This window comes from Cupriavidus pauculus, from assembly GCF_008801835.1.
Taxonomy (GTDB): Bacteria; Pseudomonadota; Gammaproteobacteria; order Burkholderiales; family Burkholderiaceae; genus Cupriavidus; species Cupriavidus pauculus.
In genome coordinates this window covers 154,355-170,317 of sequence record NZ_VZOW01000004.1, presented here as the reverse complement: position 1 = coordinate 170,317, position 15,963 = coordinate 154,355, and the positions used below count along the sequence as shown (strand labels likewise).

Genomic DNA, 15,963 nt, shown 5'->3' with positions numbered 1-15,963 from the left:
CTCAGGCCGCCAGGCGGAAGGTGGCGACGGCTTCCTTCAGGCGCTGGGCCTGTTCCTCGAGCGATCCCGCCGCGGCCGCGGCCTGTTCCACCAGCGCGGCATTCTGCTGCGTCACGGTGTCCATCTGCGTGACGGCCTGGTTCACCTGCTCGATGCCGGCGCTCTGTTCGGCCGACGCCGCGCTGATCTCGCCCATGATGTCGGTCACGCGCTTCACCGCGCTGACGATCTGTTCCATGGTCTGACCGGCCTGCGCCACCAGTTGCGAGCCGCGTTCGACGCGATCTGCCGAATCGCCGATCAGTGCCTTGATTTCCTTGGCCGCCGTGGCGCTGCGTTGCGCCAGGCTGCGCACTTCGCCCGCCACCACCGCAAAGCCGCGCCCCTGTTCGCCTGCGCGCGCGGCTTCCACCGCGGCGTTCAGCGCCAGGATATTGGTCTGGAAGGCGATGCCCTCGATCACCGAGATGATGTCGACCACCTTGCGCGACGACGTGTTGATCTCGTCCATCGTATGCACCACCTGGCCCACCACCTCGCCGCCCTGGATGGCCACTTCGGACGCATTCTCCGCCAGCGAGCTGGCCTGCTTTGCGCTGTCGGCATTCTGGCGCACGATGCTCGTCAGTTCCTCCATGCTCGACGCCGTTTCCTGCAGCGACGACGCCTGTTCCTCGGTGCGCTGCGACAAGTCGGTGTTACCCGCCGCAATCTGGCTGGTGCCCGTGGCGATCGCGTCGGTGCCGGTGCGCACTTCCTGGACGATGCCGAGGATGTTCTCGTTCATCTCGCGCAATGCGTCGAGCAATTGGCCGGTCTCGTCGCGGCTGTCCACCTCGATACGGCTGGTCAGGTCGCCGGCGGCCACGGTGCGCGCGAATCCCACCGCGCGATGCAGCGGGCGCGTGATGCCGATGGTGAGCCACCACGCAAACGCCACGCCGATGCCCAGCGCGATCACGCCCAGCGTGATCAGCCCGTTGCGCGCGCTGACATAGATGCCGTTGATCTGCTCGGCAGTGGCATCGATCGACGAGCGCTGGATATCGAGCAGCTTCTGGATTTCCGCCAGGTACGCGTCGCCGGCGGGCACGAATTCGGTTTCCAGCACCTTGTTGGCCTCGTCGGTCATGCCTTCGGCCTTGAGCTTGGTGATCTTGTCGCGCGAATCGTTATACGGATTGCGCACGGTCTGGATCTTCTTGAACGCCGCCTTTTCTTCGTCGGTGCTCAGGCGCGGCTCGATCTTGTCGCGCAATTCGGCGATCGCCTTGACCGAATACGCGGTTTCCGCCGCGAAGAACGCCCCAAGCGACGGATCGCTGCTGCGCGCCACGGCAGTGGTGCGGCGCACGCTGGCATACATCAGCCGATACCAGTCGCTGACCAACCGTTCCTTGGCCAGCGGCTCCTGCATCATCGCGTGCGTGCGGCCCGCAACTTCCTGCAAACGCGCCACGCCCAGCACGGTCATCAGCGTCGACAACAGCAACACCACGCCAAAGCCGATGCCTAGGCGCACACCAATACCAAGATTCTTCATTTCTTCTTACCTGATCGATTGGTTCGTGGCAGACCGCGATCGCACGGGGCGTCCGGCCGCTCCTCCGGCGTCAGCCATGCGCCCCATGTGCGCACGGACAGACATTGGAAGTCCTAACGGCCGCACAAAGAAGAAACTTGAGAAAAAGATCAGGGAAAACGCGAATTGCGGACGTAGCCGGCGCTGAAAGGTTTCTGTAAAGAAACGCTCCGGCGCGGCGCCCGGCCGCTACGGTTTTTGCACCGGCGCCGAAGTCGGGCTGAACCAGTAAGGCACCAGCGAAAGCGCCACCACCGTCACGGCCGTCAGGAAAATCGCCGAATAGATGCGGGCCACCGGCCAGTCGCGCAGATGGCCGAGATTGGCGATCAGGCCGAAACCCCACGACGTCAGCGCCGAGCCGAGAAACACGAAGGTGTTGAGCAGGCCGAGCCCGCGCCCGCGCTTGGCCGGCGTGATCAGCGCGCGGCCCTGCGCCATCACCAGGGGATGCAGCATGCCGATAGTCGACAGCAGCGCCATCATGCCCACACCCTCGGGCACGCTGCTGTCTGGCCAGATCGTCAGCACGATGCCGCCCACCATCGACAGGCCAGTCCATCCACCGATTGCGGATTTGAGCGTGCCGCGACGAACCAGCACGGGCAGCAGGAAGGCCGTCAGAAAACCGGCCAGGCTCAGCAGCGCCAGCGCCACGCCGCGCGTGCCGGCCTGCAATCCGAATACGTCGGCCAGATAGGGGCCGCTCCACGCATTGCGGAACGAGGTGCCAGCCGCCATCGCCACGCAAAGCGGAATCAGCGTCCACAGTGGCCACATCGCCAGAAGATTCACGCTTTCGGCCAGCATGGCGCCCATCGGCGCCTGCCGGGCCTGCGCATGGCCGCTGTCACGGACATGGCGCCACACGCCGTAGCACGCGGCGACCATGCATAACGCGGAAACCGCCAGCGCGGGCCGCCAGCCAAAATGCTGCGACAGCCAGCCTAGCGGCGCCGTGGCGCACAGCGCGCCCACCATGCCGACGGCATTGGAGCGGCTCACCACGCGCATGTATTGCTTCTCGGAAAGCTGTTCCGACGCGTAGTGCAGCAAGCCCATGAACACCGGCGCGCACGCCAGGCCGAGCCCCATCTGCGCGAGCATCGCCACCGCGCCGCTGGGCGCCAATACGAAGCCGATCGCAGAGACGGCGCCCACGCCGAGCAGCCATGCGGTGGGACGTCCCACGCCATGGCGGTCGAAGGCAATGCCGACCGGAATCTGCGCGATGGCGAATGACAGGAAGAAGCACGACGACAGCGCGCCAAACCCGGCCGGCGACAAGTTGAAATCGTGCTGAAGTTCTGGGGCGATGACAGCCAGGCAACTGCGATAGAACTGGCTCAAGACGAATGCGAACGTCAGCAGCGCGATGCCGCGCGAGGCGTTGTTCTGATTGGAAATGCTGGAAATCTGGGAACGCCGGTCTGCTGCCGGTTCTGCTGCCGGGGTATTCATCAATATGCGACGTGGAGGGGGCTCGCGGCCATTCTACGCGGCCGGGCGCGCGTCATTCACATCGCAGCAATAAAAGCGGTCGATCACCGCGCAGGCGTCTCCGTCAGCCTCGGACAGGCGCAAATTGTGGCGCGTACCGGCGCGTCAGGAATCATGACGCGCATGGTCGTGACTGCGGCTGAGCGCGGCTTTGCCCGGCTCAGCGCGCGGTGCGTCCGCCGTAGTACGTGCCGTCGCGGGGATTGGAAACCATGTAGTCGTGGTTGCGCGCCCAGCGTTGGGCGATGAGGAAGGCCTCGGGTTCACGCTGACTCCATGCACTAACCATCAGCGGCGAAGCATCTTCCTCGGTATTGAGGTAGACCGCCGCACGATGCAGTGGGGCCCGGTCAGGGGATCCGGGAATCGTCGTGGTTCGAATCGTCACGCGCATCAGGTCATTCCTTGAAGCCCAGATGTCCGAAATTATGCATAAGCGGACATGACATGGGAATGACCTGCGGGCCTGGCATTGCGTATGTGGACACTTCTTTTCCTATGCTGGTCAGACGGCCGCGCCACGCCGGGCTTTGCGGGCGGGTGCGGGAAATCCCCAACGTGGCGCGCACGCCACGAAACCCTGATTCGGGAGGCCAAGACGATGCCCCAGTCGTCCACACTCACGCCGGCAAAGGCACTTGCCGAGCGCAATCGCGCCCATTTTCCTAACGAAAGCGACGCGTATCGCCACGCCCGCAATGCGCTGCTGGCCGAAGAAATCGAGCTGCGGCGCCATATCGAGCGCGTGGCCGAATTGCGCCGCCAGTTGCCGCCCGGCGGCGAAGTGAAGAAAACATATCGTTTCATCGGCGAAAACGGCCCCGTCACGCTGGCGGAGATGTTTGGCGACAAGCATACGCTGATTGTCTACAACTACATGTTCGGCCCGCAACGCGAAAAGCCCTGCCCGATGTGCACATCGCTGATGGCCACGTGGGAAGGCAAGGTGCCGGACATCGAACAGCGGGTGGCGCTGGCCATGGTGGCGCGTTCGCCGATCGACCGCCTCAGCAGCGCCAAGGCCGCGCGCGGATGGAAGCAGTTGAAGGTGTATGCCGATACGGACGGCGATTTCACGCGCGACTACGTCAGCGCGGAAGATGCCGATATGCCCGGCTACACGGTGTTCACGCGCCGCGACGGCAAGATCCATCATTTCTACAGCATGGAAATGAGCGGCAGCATGGCGGACCCCGGCCAGGATCCGCGCGGCGCGCCGGATCCCGATCCGCTGTGGACGTTGCTCGACACCACGCCGGAAGGTCGCGGCGGCCAGTGGTATCCGAAGCTGGACTACGGCAACGGCTGAATCGAGGCTGCGGCGCCGCACGGCAGGGCGCCGCGCTCAGCCGGTGGAGATCGTCCCATGTGCGCGTGCGGCTACAATGCGCCGTTCATCGACGCCTTCACCGTGCCATGCCGACTGCAAACCGGGCTTTCCTGCTCGGCCCCTTGCTCAAGGGAGTTTCCCGTTCGTTCTACCTGACGCTGCGCGTGCTGCCCGTGGGCATGCGCGATCCGGTGGGGCTGGCCTATCTGCTGGCGCGCGCGGCGGACACCATCGCCGACACCGCGCTGATTCCGCCCGCGCAACGGCTGGACCTGCTGCTGGCGCTGCGTCGTTCGATCCATGGCGAGGACGATGGTCACGCGCTCGCGCAGCGCCTGGCCTCGCAGGTGGCCAGCCAGCAAACGGTTTCCGATGAAAGGGTGCTGCTGGAATCGATCGAGCCCGCGCTGCAACTGCTGACGCAGCTATCGGCCGCCGATCGCACGGCTGTGGTGGGCGTGGTCACGACGCTGACCGAAGGCATGGAGTTCGATCTGCAGACCTTTCCCGACGAACAGTCGGGCGACATGGCGGCGCTGGCGACGATGGCCGATCTCGATCGCTACACCTACCTGGTGGCCGGTTGCGTCGGCGAATTCTGGACCACCATGACCGACGCGCATGTGCCGGGCGCATTTAAGGCGCCGCTCGACACGATGCTGCGTCGTGGCGTGCGTTTCGGCAAGGCGCTGCAGCTGGTCAACGTGTTGCGCGATTGCGGCAAGGACCTGCGCATCGGCCGCTGCTATCTGCCGCTCGAAGTGCTGGACCGTCATGCACTGACGCCGCAGTTGCTGCGCGATCCGGCGAATTCGCTGCGCGCGCGGCCCATGTTGTGCGAACTCGTGCGCGTCGCGCTCGATCAATTCGACGACGCGCTGGCCTACACGCTGGCATTGCCGCGCACCGCGCTGCGGTTGCGGCTGGCCTGCCTGTGGCCGATTCTGATCGGTCTGGAAACGCTCGCGCTACTGGTGGAAAACGACGCCTGGCTCGATCCCGCGCGCGTGAGCAAGGTGGACCGCCGCCGCGTCTATCGCATCCTGTGGCGTAGCACCGCGCTGGCGATGAGCGACACGCAGTTGCAGAAATGGGCTGGTCAGTTGACCACGCGCATCGGGACAAGTTTGCGCTGACCCCGTCTTCTCCGGCATTTCCCGCCTTTCCCGAGGCTGGGTTTTCTCTTATGATGCCGCCCACCATACCGGCCGGAAAAGCGACAAGCCATGGGCCGGCGAACACCGTGCGATGGCGCGTTCAACGATCCGATCCGCGCCACGGACGAATGTCTCCCTATGTCTAGTCAATCGAATACAAAAGAAGGCGCGCAAGCGCCCGGGCTGCGTCGCACCCTGCGCGCACGCCATCTCACCATGATCGCCATCGGCGGATCGATCGGCACCGGCCTGTTCGTGGCCTCCGGCGCGACGATCGCACAAGCCGGGCCAGGCGGCGCGCTCGCGGCGTACGTCCTGATCGGCGCGATGGTCTACTTCCTGATGACCAGCCTTGGCGAACTGGCCGCATACATGCCGGTGTCAGGATCGTTTGCCACCTACGGCGCGCTGTATGTCGACGAAGGCTTCGGCTTCGCGCTGGGCTGGAACTACTGGTACAACTGGGCCGTGACCATCGCGGTGGAACTGGCCGCCGCGCAGCTCGTCATGCAGTACTGGTTCCCGGACACGCCAGGCGTGCTGTGGAGCGCCGCATTCCTTGCCATCATGTTTGCGCTCAACGCGATCTCGGTGCGCGGCTTCGGCGAAGCCGAATACTGGTGCGCGCTGATCAAGGTGATCACGGTCGTTGCGTTCATCATCATCGGCACGCTGATGATCTGCGGCATCATGCGCGGCGATTTTTCGCATGCAAACGGGCTGGCCAACCTCACCATGGGCGACGCGCCATTCGTTGGCGGGCTTCCGGCAATGATCGGCGTGGCGATGATCGCCGGCTTTTCGTTCCAGGGCACCGAACTGATCGGCGTGGCCGCCGGCGAATCGGCCGATCCGGCCAGGACCATTCCACGCGCGGTGCGCCAGGTGTTCTGGCGCATCCTGTTGTTCTACGTGCTGGCGATCCTGATCATCGGCATCCTGATTCCCTACAACGATCCGAGCCTGCTCAAGAGCGATGTGGAAACCGTCGGCGTCAGCCCGTTCACGCTGGTGTTCCGTCATGCAGGTCTCGCATTCGCCGCGGGCGTAATGAACGCGGTGATCCTGACGGCGGTGCTCTCGGCGGGCAATTCCGGCATGTATGCGTCCACGCGGATGCTCTACAACCTGGCCACCGAAGGCCGCGCACCGCGCATCTTCGCGCGGCTCACGCGCAACGGCGTGCCGCTGGTGGCGCTGCTGGCCACCACGGCGGTCGGCGCGCTGTGTTTCCTGACGTCGCTGTTCGAAAGCAAGTCGGTTTATCTGTGGCTGCTCAATCTGTCGGGCATGACCGGTTTCATCGCCTGGCTGGGCATCGCCATCAGCCACTATCGCTTCCGCCGCGGTTTCGTCGCGCAGGGCCTGGATCCAGACCGTCTGCCCTATCGCTCGCCGTTCTTCCCGTACGGGCCGATCTTCGCGTTTGCGCTGTGCATGATCGTCACGCTGGGACAGAACTACCAGGCGTTCACCGACGGCAACATCGATTGGGTGGCGGTGGCCGCCACGTACATCGGCATTCCGATTTTCCTGATGATCTGGCTCGGATATCGCATCGTGCGCAAGACGCATTTCGTGCGCTACGCCGACATGAAGTTTCCCCCGCTGCCCATCGCCGACGAGGACACACCATCGCGCGGCATGGTGCCGAGTGCCGGCGAGTAGTTTCGCCCCCCGCCGCCTGCACTGGAATAACGGCGCGTTCCCCGCGCGCCGTCGACAACACAACAACAATATCCACACAGCACAACAAGGAGTCACCTTGAAGACAGTCATCCGTACGAGCCTGCTGGCCATGGCCGCCAGCCTGACGATGATCCACGCGCACGCCGCGCCCACGCTGGTCGAATCGGTGCAAGGCTATACGCTGCAAAACGACAAGATCGTCGGCTTCAGCGGTCTGGTATTTGATCAGGGCAAGGTCGTGGCCACCGGCGACGCCGCCGCGCTGCGCGCCCGGTATCCCGATGCGCAACGCATCGACGGCCAGGGCAAGACGCTGCTGCCGGGGCTGATCGACGCCCACGGCCACGTGTTCCGACTGGGCTTCAAGACCACCGAGATCTCGCTGTCAGGCACCCGCACGCTGCAGGAAGCGCAGGGCATGATCCGCGCGTATGGCGAGCGCAATCCGCAGCGTCAGTGGCTACTCGGCTATGGCTGGAATCAGGTGAACTGGAAGCTGGGCCGCTTTCCGACTGCCGCCGAACTCGATGCAGCAGTGTCGGACCGACCCGCACGGCTGGTGCGCGTGGACGGCCACGCCGCATGGCTGAACACCAAGGCGTTGCAGGCGGCCGGCATCACGCGCGACACCAAGGATCCGGCAGGCGGACGCATCGAGCGCGACGCCGAAGGCAATCCCACCGGCGTGCTGGTCGACAAGGCGATGGCGCTGGTCAACGACGTGATTCCGCCCTACTCCGACGACGACCGCCGCGCCGCGCTCTCGGCTGCCGTCGCGCACATGAATGCACTAGGCCTGACGGCCGTCGGCGACGCCGGCATCACGGTCGCCGACGATCGCATCTATCGCGAGTTCGCTGACCAGGGCAAGCTGACCACGCGCATCTACGCGATGATCCGCGACACCGGCGACGACTTCAAGGCGTTGTCCGCCAAGGGTCCCGTGATTGGCTACGGCAACGACCGCTACTACGTGCGCGCCGTGAAACTGTACGGCGACGGCGCACTTGGCAGCCGCGGCGCCGCGCTGATGGCGCCGTATTCCGACGATCACGTGCACAGCGGCCTGCTGTTCATGAGCGACGCGGCGATGCAGGCGAGCGTCAAGACCGCGATCAAGGCCGGCTATCAGGTCAACATCCATGCGATCGGCGACAAGACCAATCATCAGGTGCTGGACGCCATGGAAGCGGCCTACAAGGAAGTGGGCGGCCGCGAGCTGCGCAATCGCGTCGAGCACGCGCAGGTGGTGTCGCTGCCGGATATTCCGCGCTTCAAGAAGCTGGACCTGATCGCATCGATGCAGCCGACGCACGCCACCAGCGACATGAACATGGCCGAGGACCGCATCGGTCACGAGCGCATCAAGGGCGCGTACGCCTGGCAGACCTTCCTCAAACAGGGCACGGTGATTGCGGGCGGGTCCGATTTCCCGGTCGAATCGGCCAATCCGTTCTATGGTCTGCACGCTGCCGTCACGCGCACCGACCATGAGGGCCGCCCGATCCACGGCTGGCACCCCGAGGAAGCGATGACGCTACCGCAGGCGTTCCGCGCCTTCACGCTGGACGCCGCCTACGCCGAGCATCAGGAAAAGACGCTGGGGTCGCTGGAGCCGGGCAAGTGGGCCGACTTCATCCTGGTCGATCGCGACCTGTTCAAGATCCCGGCCGCCGACATCTGGAAAACCCAGGTGCTGCAAACCTGGGTGGCCGGCGAGCGTGTCTTCACCAAGGCCGACCAGACGGCGCAGCGTTGATCCGTTAGTTCGCACGCACAAAATGAAAGGCCCCGGTTTTTTTCCGGGGCCATTTTTTTGGCGACACCTGCCAGCCATCAGCGCGTCATTGCGTGGCGGCGGTCGGTGCTTTCTTGTGCGACTTGCTGGCCTTCTTGTGCGTGCTCTTCGAATCGGTCAGCGCGGACGAGGTGCTCTGGTTTGCGCCCTGCGTATAAGGGTCGAACTTGTCGCCGGAACGCGCGGCGTCCGGTACATAGCCGTCCTTGTTGCTGACGCGCGCCGGATCGGGGACATAGCCGTCCTTGTTGGTGGCGCGCATGTTGTAGTCGTAGCGGTCGGCAGGATTGGCAGGCCCTGCTGCGTATGCCAGTCCAGGAAGTAAAACCGCAACGGCCAATGCCAAGGTGATCGACTTCATCGAAGCCTCCTGAGGAAGATTGAAAATCCCGCACACGTACCGCAGATCGAAAAGTGCGCGAGTCAACAATAAGCGTAGCCCTCAGTTTCGGAAACCGCCATATCTGATCGCGCGCCGGCGCGTGAAATCGTGCAAAGCTGCAAAGCGGTGCATCAGCGAGAAAACATCGGAGGCACCGGGCGCCGAATTCGTTGCGTCCAGGTCACACGCAACGTAGGCGTCACTCAAGGCCGCAGCAGATCGAAACCGGCCAGCGCCACGACGGCGCTCAACACGTCCGTGGACATCGCGCCGTTGCCGAGAATCAAAATGGCTGCGGCCGCCCATGTGGCGGCGCAGAAGCAGTAGAAACGCGTGTTCATGGTGGGGATTGAAGGGTTCCAGGGGGCATGGACGGCTGGAAATGCCGGCGGCGGCAGCGTCAGTATAAACCCTGACATTCAGCTGAATCGGACGGATTTTTCCGAGGCGAACGATGCGTCACGCGACACAGGTGCTCACAACCGTGCCAATCGCAGTTGATCGATGGCAAGTACCGGCTTCGCGGATGGCTTGGCAGCTCGCGCCTCCCATAAAGTGCGCCGTTTGTCACTACCATTCGCTGCCATGCACACGCTTTTGCGCGGGGATTCCGTCGAGCTGTCCGATTTGTCAGATTGTTCCGATCCGGAACGCCGAGCCGACGCATTGTTCCAGCAATGCCGCTACAGCGAAGCCGCCGATTTCTACCGGCAGATTGCCGCGCCGACGCGCCGCGTGCGGGAAAAGCTGGCGTTGTGCCTGTATTCGCCGGAGGAGGGCTATTCGCTGGCGGTGCTAGGTGCGTATGAGACAGAAACCACCCCCGTCGGACTCCTGATGCAGGCGCTTGCGCTCGGACACGGCCGGCATGTGGACGATCTGGGCACCTTGACTCTTTGGCTTGCCAAACAGGACGCATCGTTTTGCGAGTGCGCGTTCGCGATCGCGCCACAATGGCTCCGGTTTCCGTTCAGCGATCATCCGCGCGCGTCCGAGATGCATTCCGCGCTCCATGCCTTTGTCTGCCAGCACGCGCCGCAGTCGCAGATGGCATTGCAGATGGCAATGGCAAGCGCGATCCATAGCAATGCGTCGGATACCCTGCGGCCATATCTCGACCAGGCAGACCTTGAGCACTTTCCGATCCTGGCGACGCTGTACCGCGCTGCGCTGAAGGTCGATGACAAAGCACTGGCCACGGGAGCCGTTCGGGCATTGGCCGCGCGAAGTGCGCAACATCCGGATCTTTGGGCCACGATTGCCATCTGCGCGCTGGAGCTTGGCGATTGGTCTTTATTGGCGCTATGCGATTCCCCAGCCCTGCTGCCCTCTCGCGAAAGCCGCCTGATCGCACTGGCTCAGGCGGCGGACGCTGAGAACCACGACCAGATCCGCGCCTTGATCGCCGAGCTCGATGGCGACGCAATGTTTGGCTTCCTGCCAACCATACGCGAAGCGCACACCCTGGACATGACCGAATGCGAAACCGACACATGGTCGAGCGAGATCGATCTTTCGTCCCGCCTGGAAAGCTTGCTCGCGGCAATGGTGCCGGGCGAACTGCGGGGAAAGTTCATCGCACAAGCTTCGCTCTACTGCGCAGGCGATCCGCCCGTTTCGCTGTCGCGCGCGAAAATGGCTTACAAGGACTGGCCCGCATTCGAAACCGCCGCGCTGCTGCAACAGTGCGGCGGCCCGATTGCCCCAACTGCGCTGGCTGGCCATCTGGTGTCGCAGGCACGACAGTGCGCGGTCGAAGACATGCCCTGGCCCTGTTATTTCACCGTGAAGATTCCCTCCCGGCGCAGCGACCTTTCGAAGTTCGTACGTGCGCTCGATAGCGCCATAAAGAAGCTTCCGGATACACATCAGAACAAGTGCACGCAATTGCTCTATGACGAAATCCTGGAATCCGAACTGCCCGCAATCTTCGGCCACGGTCTCGGCAGCCATGTATGCGACTGGCTCGAGCGCCTGCACCATGACGCCACGCTGGACGGCTACGCCATGCCGCTGGCTTTCGCGTATCAAAACGTTGGCCGGCATGCCGATGCGCGAGCCATCGTCACGGCTTGTCCTCCAGATTTGCATGAGACGGAGGCCTTTCTCTTCATTCGCGCACGGATCGGGGTTCAACTCGATGACCGCGAACTGCTCACGCAAAGCAAGCAGGCCATCGATGCCATGCCATCGGACCATCCGGCCCGAAGCCTTCGCGTCGAAGCAGAGCATCGAGAAGTAAGTCAGCGATTGTTGGATCTTGCAGGTACGCAGTTGCACGTGCGCAGCCCCGAAGCGGACGCCGACACTGAAGCGCCGATTCCCGTCGTGTTGGACGACGCGCTCACCGCGGCCTTGGCGGCGATCACGCAAGCTCGGGCGACGCTCGATACTTCGGCTCTGATTACGCTGCAGATTGCATTGATCGTGGAGGCCGCCGCAATCCGCGACCTGCTGTCACCCGCCTCGGCCGACCAGCGCATATTCCAGCAATGGAATGCGCTGCACGCAGGATTTTCGTTGGCGCCGCATGGCGAACAGACGCTCCGCAGATTGGCAAAAAACCACGGTCATGCCCAGATCGTCATGGCGATGGACGAAAACGCCGTGCGGGCCGAGTCCGACCCGGATCTCGCGATGCGCGCCTTGCTCAGGACCGCCGCCATGCGCAGCACCAATGGCAGCAATCGGTTTGCATATCTGTCCGCGGTGTTGAAGAATCGCCTCGGATATCTGAACAGCCAGCTGCTGCAAAGCCAGGTGCTGACCGCCGCGCGGCATGGCGTTGATCTGGAAGACCTGATCGGACAGGCCAAGGAAGTCAGCTCGTGGTCCGCGTGGCGCGACTACATTGCCGGGCTGGGCTAGCCGCCCAGCAATTTCGGCACTGACGCCGCCAGCATCGCCAGGCCCGAGCCTGTCAGCAGCGTCAGCACGATGCGCCGGAAGGTTTGGTCGCTGATGCCGATGTAGACGCGCGTGCCGATCAGGGTGGGAATCAGCATGGCGGGCGCGACGATGGCGAACATGGGCAGCATGTCGCGAGTGATCATGCCGGTGCCGATATAGACGCCCATCGTCACCAGCAGCGCGCCGAGGTTGAAGTTCTGGATCACCACGCGCTGCTTGTCCTTGTCGAATCCGCGCAGCGTGCACCACAGCGTCGGCGCAATGCCGGTGAAGCCGCCGATACCGCCAAGGATGCCGCCGATGGCGCCGACTACAGCGTCGGCCACGCGGCCGCCGTGCCGGATCGGCGGAATGCGCGTTGAGAACAGCATCACCGGGCAAAAAATCACGAGAACGCAGCCCAGGCAAAGCTTGAACAGCGTGACGTCCAGCTTTGGCAGCAGGCTTACGCCGATGGGAATGCCGACCACGCCGCCGATCAGGAACGGCAGCACCGTGGCCAGATGGAATTTGCGCCGGACCGTGAACGCCGCGAGCAACTGGCCCGTCAGCGATCCGAAGACCGACATCGCGGCCGCCATGTGGGGCTCGACACCCCAGGCCCAGAACGACATCGCCACCATGCCGAATGCAAAGCCGGAAAGCCCCTGCACAAACCCGGCGACCATGGCGCCGAGCGCGACGATGAAAAAAACCGGATCCATCTTCGCGTGTCCAGTTGTCGTTATTGTTGTGATTTGCTGGTGTTGTTTGCGCCGTGCCCTGCCACGACATTGCGCGGCAGAGCACGGCGGGGCGCGACCGCAGCCAGCCGGTCACGCCATGCCGTGGTCTCGGTCGGTCAGCCGCCGATACCCAGCAGTTCTACTTCGAAGTTGAGCGTCGCGTTGGGAGGAATCGTGCCCGGCACGCCGCGCGCGCCATAGGCCGTGGCGGCCGGGCAGGTCAGTTTGGCCTTGCCGCCGACCTGCATTTTCTGCACGCCTTCGGTCCAGCACGGAATCACGCGATTCAACGGGAACGAAATCGGCTGGCCGCGCTTGTACGAGCTGTCGAACTCGGTGCCGTCGGTCAGCGTGCCGCGATAGTGCACCTTCACGGTGTCGGACGCTTTCGGCGACGCGCCGGTACCTTTGGTCACGGTGTCGATCACCACGCCCGAAGGCAGCGTTTCGGCAGCAGCGATACCCGAAGCCATCAGTGCAACAGCCGCGAGGAGCAAGGAAATTTTCTTCATGGAATTCCGTCGTGTCGGGTTCTCGGGAGCGGCGCGCCGCACGCGTAAAGCGGCTGTGCGCGCCAGCCGGCAAGTGTACACGCCATATGCCGGCCGGCGATGCGTCACGCCGCGCGCCGCCCGATCATCCCACCAGCCCCATCGCCGGATCGCTGACCGTGTCCTTGCCGGTTTCGATGCGTCCCGCGATGCGGCGGCGCCATGACGGCGCGAGATCGCAGGCCACCGCGAAGTCGTACCAGTTGCCGCTGTCGCCCAGGGTCCAGCTGAGCTCGCCGATCTGGCCCGGCGCGACGCTAAGCGTCCACGGTCCGTCGCTGCGGTACGCCTGCGCGGTCACCGCGAACCGGCAGGGCTTGTCGCTGCGGTTATACAGCTTGACCTGCAGTTGCGGCGGATCGCACGGCGCATAGCAGACCTGGATCTCCGCGCCACCCGCGGCCGACTGCTCGTTCAGATCGCCGATGAATTCACGGTGATAGCCGTTCGGGCCGAGCACCCACAGATCGTACTTGCCGCCGTCCGCCGCCACATTCCACACACCGTCCAGGCTCTTGCCAGCCTCCACCACATAGCGGCGGGGAATGGCGTCGAGATGCAGCTTGTCGTAGACGTGGAACACGGCGCCCGCCGTGCCGCTGTTGGCAAACATCAGTGTGACCGTGTTGCCGCCGGCGTCGGCGCGCGACGTGGTATGCAGTTCATATGGCAGCGCGCGCGACGGCCGCGCGCCGGTCTGCTGTGACGGCGCGGCCGGCGTGGCGGGCACCGGAATGGCCGCCAGCGCTTTCTGCGTGACGGCCAGCGTGTCGACCGCCACCTTGGTCGATCGTCCGGCCATCGTCGGCAACTGGTCGTTGTTGGGATTGACGAAGTTGAACGCCGACGTCAGGTCGCCGCACACCGCGCGACGGTACGCGCCGATCTGCGGCTCCTTCACGCCGAAACGTTTTTCCAGGAAAAGCAGCGTCGAGGTGTGATCGAAGGTCTGCGAATTGACCCAGCCGCCGCGGCTCCATGGCGAGATCACCCACAACGGCACGCGCGGACCGGGTCCGAACGGCTTGCCGTCCATCGCCGGCTGCTTTGCGCTGGCCGGCGTGTAGTTGAAATACTCGAAGGCCATATCGGCATCGGACAGCGTACTGGCACCGGCCAGCGATCCGTCGGCATTGCGCGACGGCGCGGAAGGCGGCGGCAAGTGGTCGAAGAAGCCGTCGTTCTCGTCATAGTTGATCAACAGGACCGTCTTGCTGAAGACTTCCGGATTGGCGGTCAGCGCATCGAGCACCTGCTGCACATACCAGCCGCCCTGCGCGGGACTGGAAGGCCCCGGGTGTTCGCTGTACGTCGACGGCGCGATGATCCACGACACGGCGGGCAGCGTGCCGTTCTGCGCGTCGTCGCGGAACGATTGCAGGAAGCCGTCGGGCATCGTGTTGGCAAAGCCGCGCGCCAGCGGGCTCAGCGGGTCGTCGATGGCCGGATCGTAGACTGGCGAAATGCCGGGCAGCGCCACCGGACGGCGCGCCACGGGCATCGCTTCCATCGCGGCGCGCCAATGACGGAAACTCATCATCTCGTTGCAGCCGTAGTTGTCGGCCAGGCTCTGGTAGACCTTCCAGCTCACGCCCGCTTCGACCAGCCGATCGGCATAGGTCTGCCACGTCCAGCCGTCGGTCGAGGGTCCGACATCGTTGCCGTCGTTGAACTCGTTGATGAGGGCCGCCACGTTGGCGCCGCTGGGGCCGTTGGTGCCGGTCCAGTAGAACAGGCGATTCGGAATCGTGCCGGTGTGCATCGAGCAGTGATACGCGTCGCACAACGTGAAGGCGTCGGCCAGCGCGCGCTGGAACGGCACTTCCGCGGTGTCGTAATAGCCCATCGACAGCCGGTTCTTGGCCACCGGCCAGCGGTTCATGCGGCCGTGATCCCACGCGTTCTGTGCATCGGGCCAGGTGTGCGGCGTACCGCCCGCGCGCTGCGCGTTGCCGAGCATCGCATCGAGCCGATAGGGCGTGATGGTGTTGCCGCTGGCATCGGTCTGGTAGAAGACGTTCTTGCCGTTGGCCAGTGGGATGCCAAAGCGGTCGCCGTAGCCGCGCACGCCTTGGAATGTGCCGAAGTAGCTGTCGAACGCGCGGTTTTCCAGCATCAGCAGCACCACGTGCTTGACGTCCTGGATGGTGCCGGTGGCGTTATTGGCTTCGATGGCCAGCGCGCGGCGAATGCTGGGCGGGAACGAAGCAAGCGTGGCGGCGGCCGCTGCCGTGCCGAGCGAGTTGCGCAGGAACTTGCGCTTGGATGGATTGAATGTCATGCCTGATCTGCGGATTGGATGGGAGTCGTGCGGTGCGGCAATCGTTGGATTGCGCGGC

Annotated in this window: 13 protein-coding genes; 5 read left to right on the top strand and 8 right to left on the bottom strand. The window is 64.2% G+C overall.

Features of this window, described 5'->3' with window-relative positions; translation table 11 throughout:
• Window position 1: 1 nt before the first annotated feature.
• The 3 genes from F7R19_RS06890 to F7R19_RS06880 all read right to left on the bottom strand — a co-directional run bounded on the left by F7R19_RS06890 (window position 2) and on the right by F7R19_RS06880 (window position 3,476).
• Entirely contained in the window at window positions 2-1,543 is a 1,542-nt protein-coding gene (locus F7R19_RS06890; RefSeq protein WP_061953805.1) for a methyl-accepting chemotaxis protein, read from the bottom strand.
• A 228-nt stretch (window positions 1,544-1,771) separates the two neighbouring features.
• Window positions 1,772-3,043 (bottom strand): MFS transporter, encoded by a 1,272-nt coding sequence (locus F7R19_RS06885; protein ID WP_061953807.1) that lies wholly within the window; start codon window positions 3,041-3,043, stop codon window positions 1,772-1,774.
• A 199-nt stretch (window positions 3,044-3,242) separates the two neighbouring features.
• Window positions 3,243-3,476 (bottom strand): hypothetical protein, encoded by a 234-nt coding sequence (locus F7R19_RS06880; RefSeq protein ID WP_061953809.1) that lies wholly within the window; start codon window positions 3,474-3,476, stop codon window positions 3,243-3,245.
• Window positions 3,477-3,683: 207 nt separating this feature from the next.
• Here F7R19_RS06880 and F7R19_RS06875 point away from each other — a divergent pair, with 207 nt between their 5' ends.
• From F7R19_RS06875 to F7R19_RS06860, 4 genes are all read left to right on the top strand, one after another.
• Window positions 3,684-4,391 (top strand): DUF899 family protein, encoded by a 708-nt coding sequence (locus F7R19_RS06875; RefSeq protein WP_150979773.1) that lies wholly within the window; start codon window positions 3,684-3,686, stop codon window positions 4,389-4,391.
• 107 nt (window positions 4,392-4,498) lie between these two features.
• Window positions 4,499-5,548: a phytoene/squalene synthase family protein gene (locus F7R19_RS06870; protein ID WP_150979772.1), complete on the top strand. Its 1,050-nt coding sequence runs from the start codon at window positions 4,499-4,501 to the stop codon at window positions 5,546-5,548.
• 159 nt (window positions 5,549-5,707) lie between these two features.
• Window positions 5,708-7,237 (top strand): amino acid permease, encoded by a 1,530-nt coding sequence (locus tag F7R19_RS06865; protein WP_150979771.1) that lies wholly within the window; start codon window positions 5,708-5,710, stop codon window positions 7,235-7,237.
• A gap of 97 nt (window positions 7,238-7,334) precedes the next feature.
• The gene (locus F7R19_RS06860; RefSeq protein WP_150979770.1) at window positions 7,335-9,017 is read left to right on the top strand and encodes an amidohydrolase; all 1,683 of its coding nucleotides are present in this window, start codon (window positions 7,335-7,337) and stop codon (window positions 9,015-9,017) included.
• Between the two features lie 85 nt (window positions 9,018-9,102).
• Here the strand turns inward: F7R19_RS06860 and F7R19_RS06855 are convergent, their stop codons facing one another.
• Window positions 9,103-9,417 carry a hypothetical protein gene (locus tag F7R19_RS06855; RefSeq protein ID WP_061953818.1) on the bottom strand — a complete coding sequence of 105 codons (315 nt, stop codon included), beginning with the start codon at window positions 9,415-9,417 and terminating at the stop codon, window positions 9,103-9,105.
• Between the two features lie 224 nt (window positions 9,418-9,641).
• Window positions 9,642-9,779: a hypothetical protein gene (locus F7R19_RS29670; protein WP_099047524.1), complete on the bottom strand. Its 138-nt coding sequence runs from the start codon at window positions 9,777-9,779 to the stop codon at window positions 9,642-9,644.
• Window positions 9,780-10,023: 244 nt separating this feature from the next.
• Here F7R19_RS29670 and F7R19_RS06850 point away from each other — a divergent pair, with 244 nt between their 5' ends.
• A complete protein-coding gene (locus tag F7R19_RS06850; protein ID WP_150979769.1) occupies window positions 10,024-12,306 on the top strand; it encodes a hypothetical protein in 2,283 nt (760 codons plus the stop codon).
• Here F7R19_RS06850 and F7R19_RS06845 read toward each other — a convergent pair.
• The 3 genes from F7R19_RS06845 to F7R19_RS06835 form a co-directional block, all read right to left on the bottom strand.
• Complete coding sequence (locus tag F7R19_RS06845; RefSeq protein ID WP_150979768.1) at window positions 12,303-13,052, bottom strand: sulfite exporter TauE/SafE family protein; 750 nt, start codon at window positions 13,050-13,052, stop codon at window positions 12,303-12,305. The two genes, F7R19_RS06850 and F7R19_RS06845, sit on opposite strands and share 4 nt — an antisense overlap.
• A gap of 137 nt (window positions 13,053-13,189) precedes the next feature.
• Window positions 13,190-13,585 carry an FKBP-type peptidyl-prolyl cis-trans isomerase gene (locus F7R19_RS06840; protein ID WP_150979767.1) on the bottom strand — a complete coding sequence of 132 codons (396 nt, stop codon included), beginning with the start codon at window positions 13,583-13,585 and terminating at the stop codon, window positions 13,190-13,192.
• Between the two features lie 124 nt (window positions 13,586-13,709).
• Window positions 13,710-15,905, bottom strand: a complete 2,196-nt coding sequence (locus tag F7R19_RS06835; protein ID WP_150979766.1) for a phosphocholine-specific phospholipase C — start codon at window positions 15,903-15,905, stop codon at window positions 13,710-13,712.
• Window positions 15,906-15,963 lie beyond the last annotated feature (58 nt).

What these genes read in the sequence shown, in the direction of transcription:
- F7R19_RS06890 (WP_061953805.1), bottom strand. Translation starts at nt 1,543, where the DNA reads ATGAAGAATCTTGGTATTGGTGTGCGCCTAGGCATCGGCTTTGGCGTG.
- F7R19_RS06885 (WP_061953807.1), bottom strand. Translation starts at nt 3,043, where the DNA reads ATGAATACCCCGGCAGCAGAACCGGCAGCAGACCGGCGTTCCCAGATT.
- F7R19_RS06880 (WP_061953809.1), bottom strand. Translation starts at nt 3,476, where the DNA reads ATGCGCGTGACGATTCGAACCACGACGATTCCCGGATCCCCTGACCGG.
- F7R19_RS06875 (WP_150979773.1), top strand. Translation starts at nt 3,684, where the DNA reads ATGCCCCAGTCGTCCACACTCACGCCGGCAAAGGCACTTGCCGAGCGC.
- F7R19_RS06870 (WP_150979772.1), top strand. Translation starts at nt 4,499, where the DNA reads ATGCCGACTGCAAACCGGGCTTTCCTGCTCGGCCCCTTGCTCAAGGGA.
- F7R19_RS06865 (WP_150979771.1), top strand. Translation starts at nt 5,708, where the DNA reads ATGTCTAGTCAATCGAATACAAAAGAAGGCGCGCAAGCGCCCGGGCTG.
- F7R19_RS06855 (WP_061953818.1), bottom strand. Translation starts at nt 9,417, where the DNA reads ATGAAGTCGATCACCTTGGCATTGGCCGTTGCGGTTTTACTTCCTGGA.
- F7R19_RS29670 (WP_099047524.1), bottom strand. Translation starts at nt 9,779, where the DNA reads ATGAACACGCGTTTCTACTGCTTCTGCGCCGCCACATGGGCGGCCGCA.
- F7R19_RS06850 (WP_150979769.1), top strand. Translation starts at nt 10,024, where the DNA reads ATGCACACGCTTTTGCGCGGGGATTCCGTCGAGCTGTCCGATTTGTCA.
- F7R19_RS06845 (WP_150979768.1), bottom strand. Translation starts at nt 13,052, where the DNA reads ATGGATCCGGTTTTTTTCATCGTCGCGCTCGGCGCCATGGTCGCCGGG.
- F7R19_RS06840 (WP_150979767.1), bottom strand. Translation starts at nt 13,585, where the DNA reads ATGAAGAAAATTTCCTTGCTCCTCGCGGCTGTTGCACTGATGGCTTCG.
- F7R19_RS06835 (WP_150979766.1), bottom strand. Translation starts at nt 15,905, where the DNA reads ATGACATTCAATCCATCCAAGCGCAAGTTCCTGCGCAACTCGCTCGGC.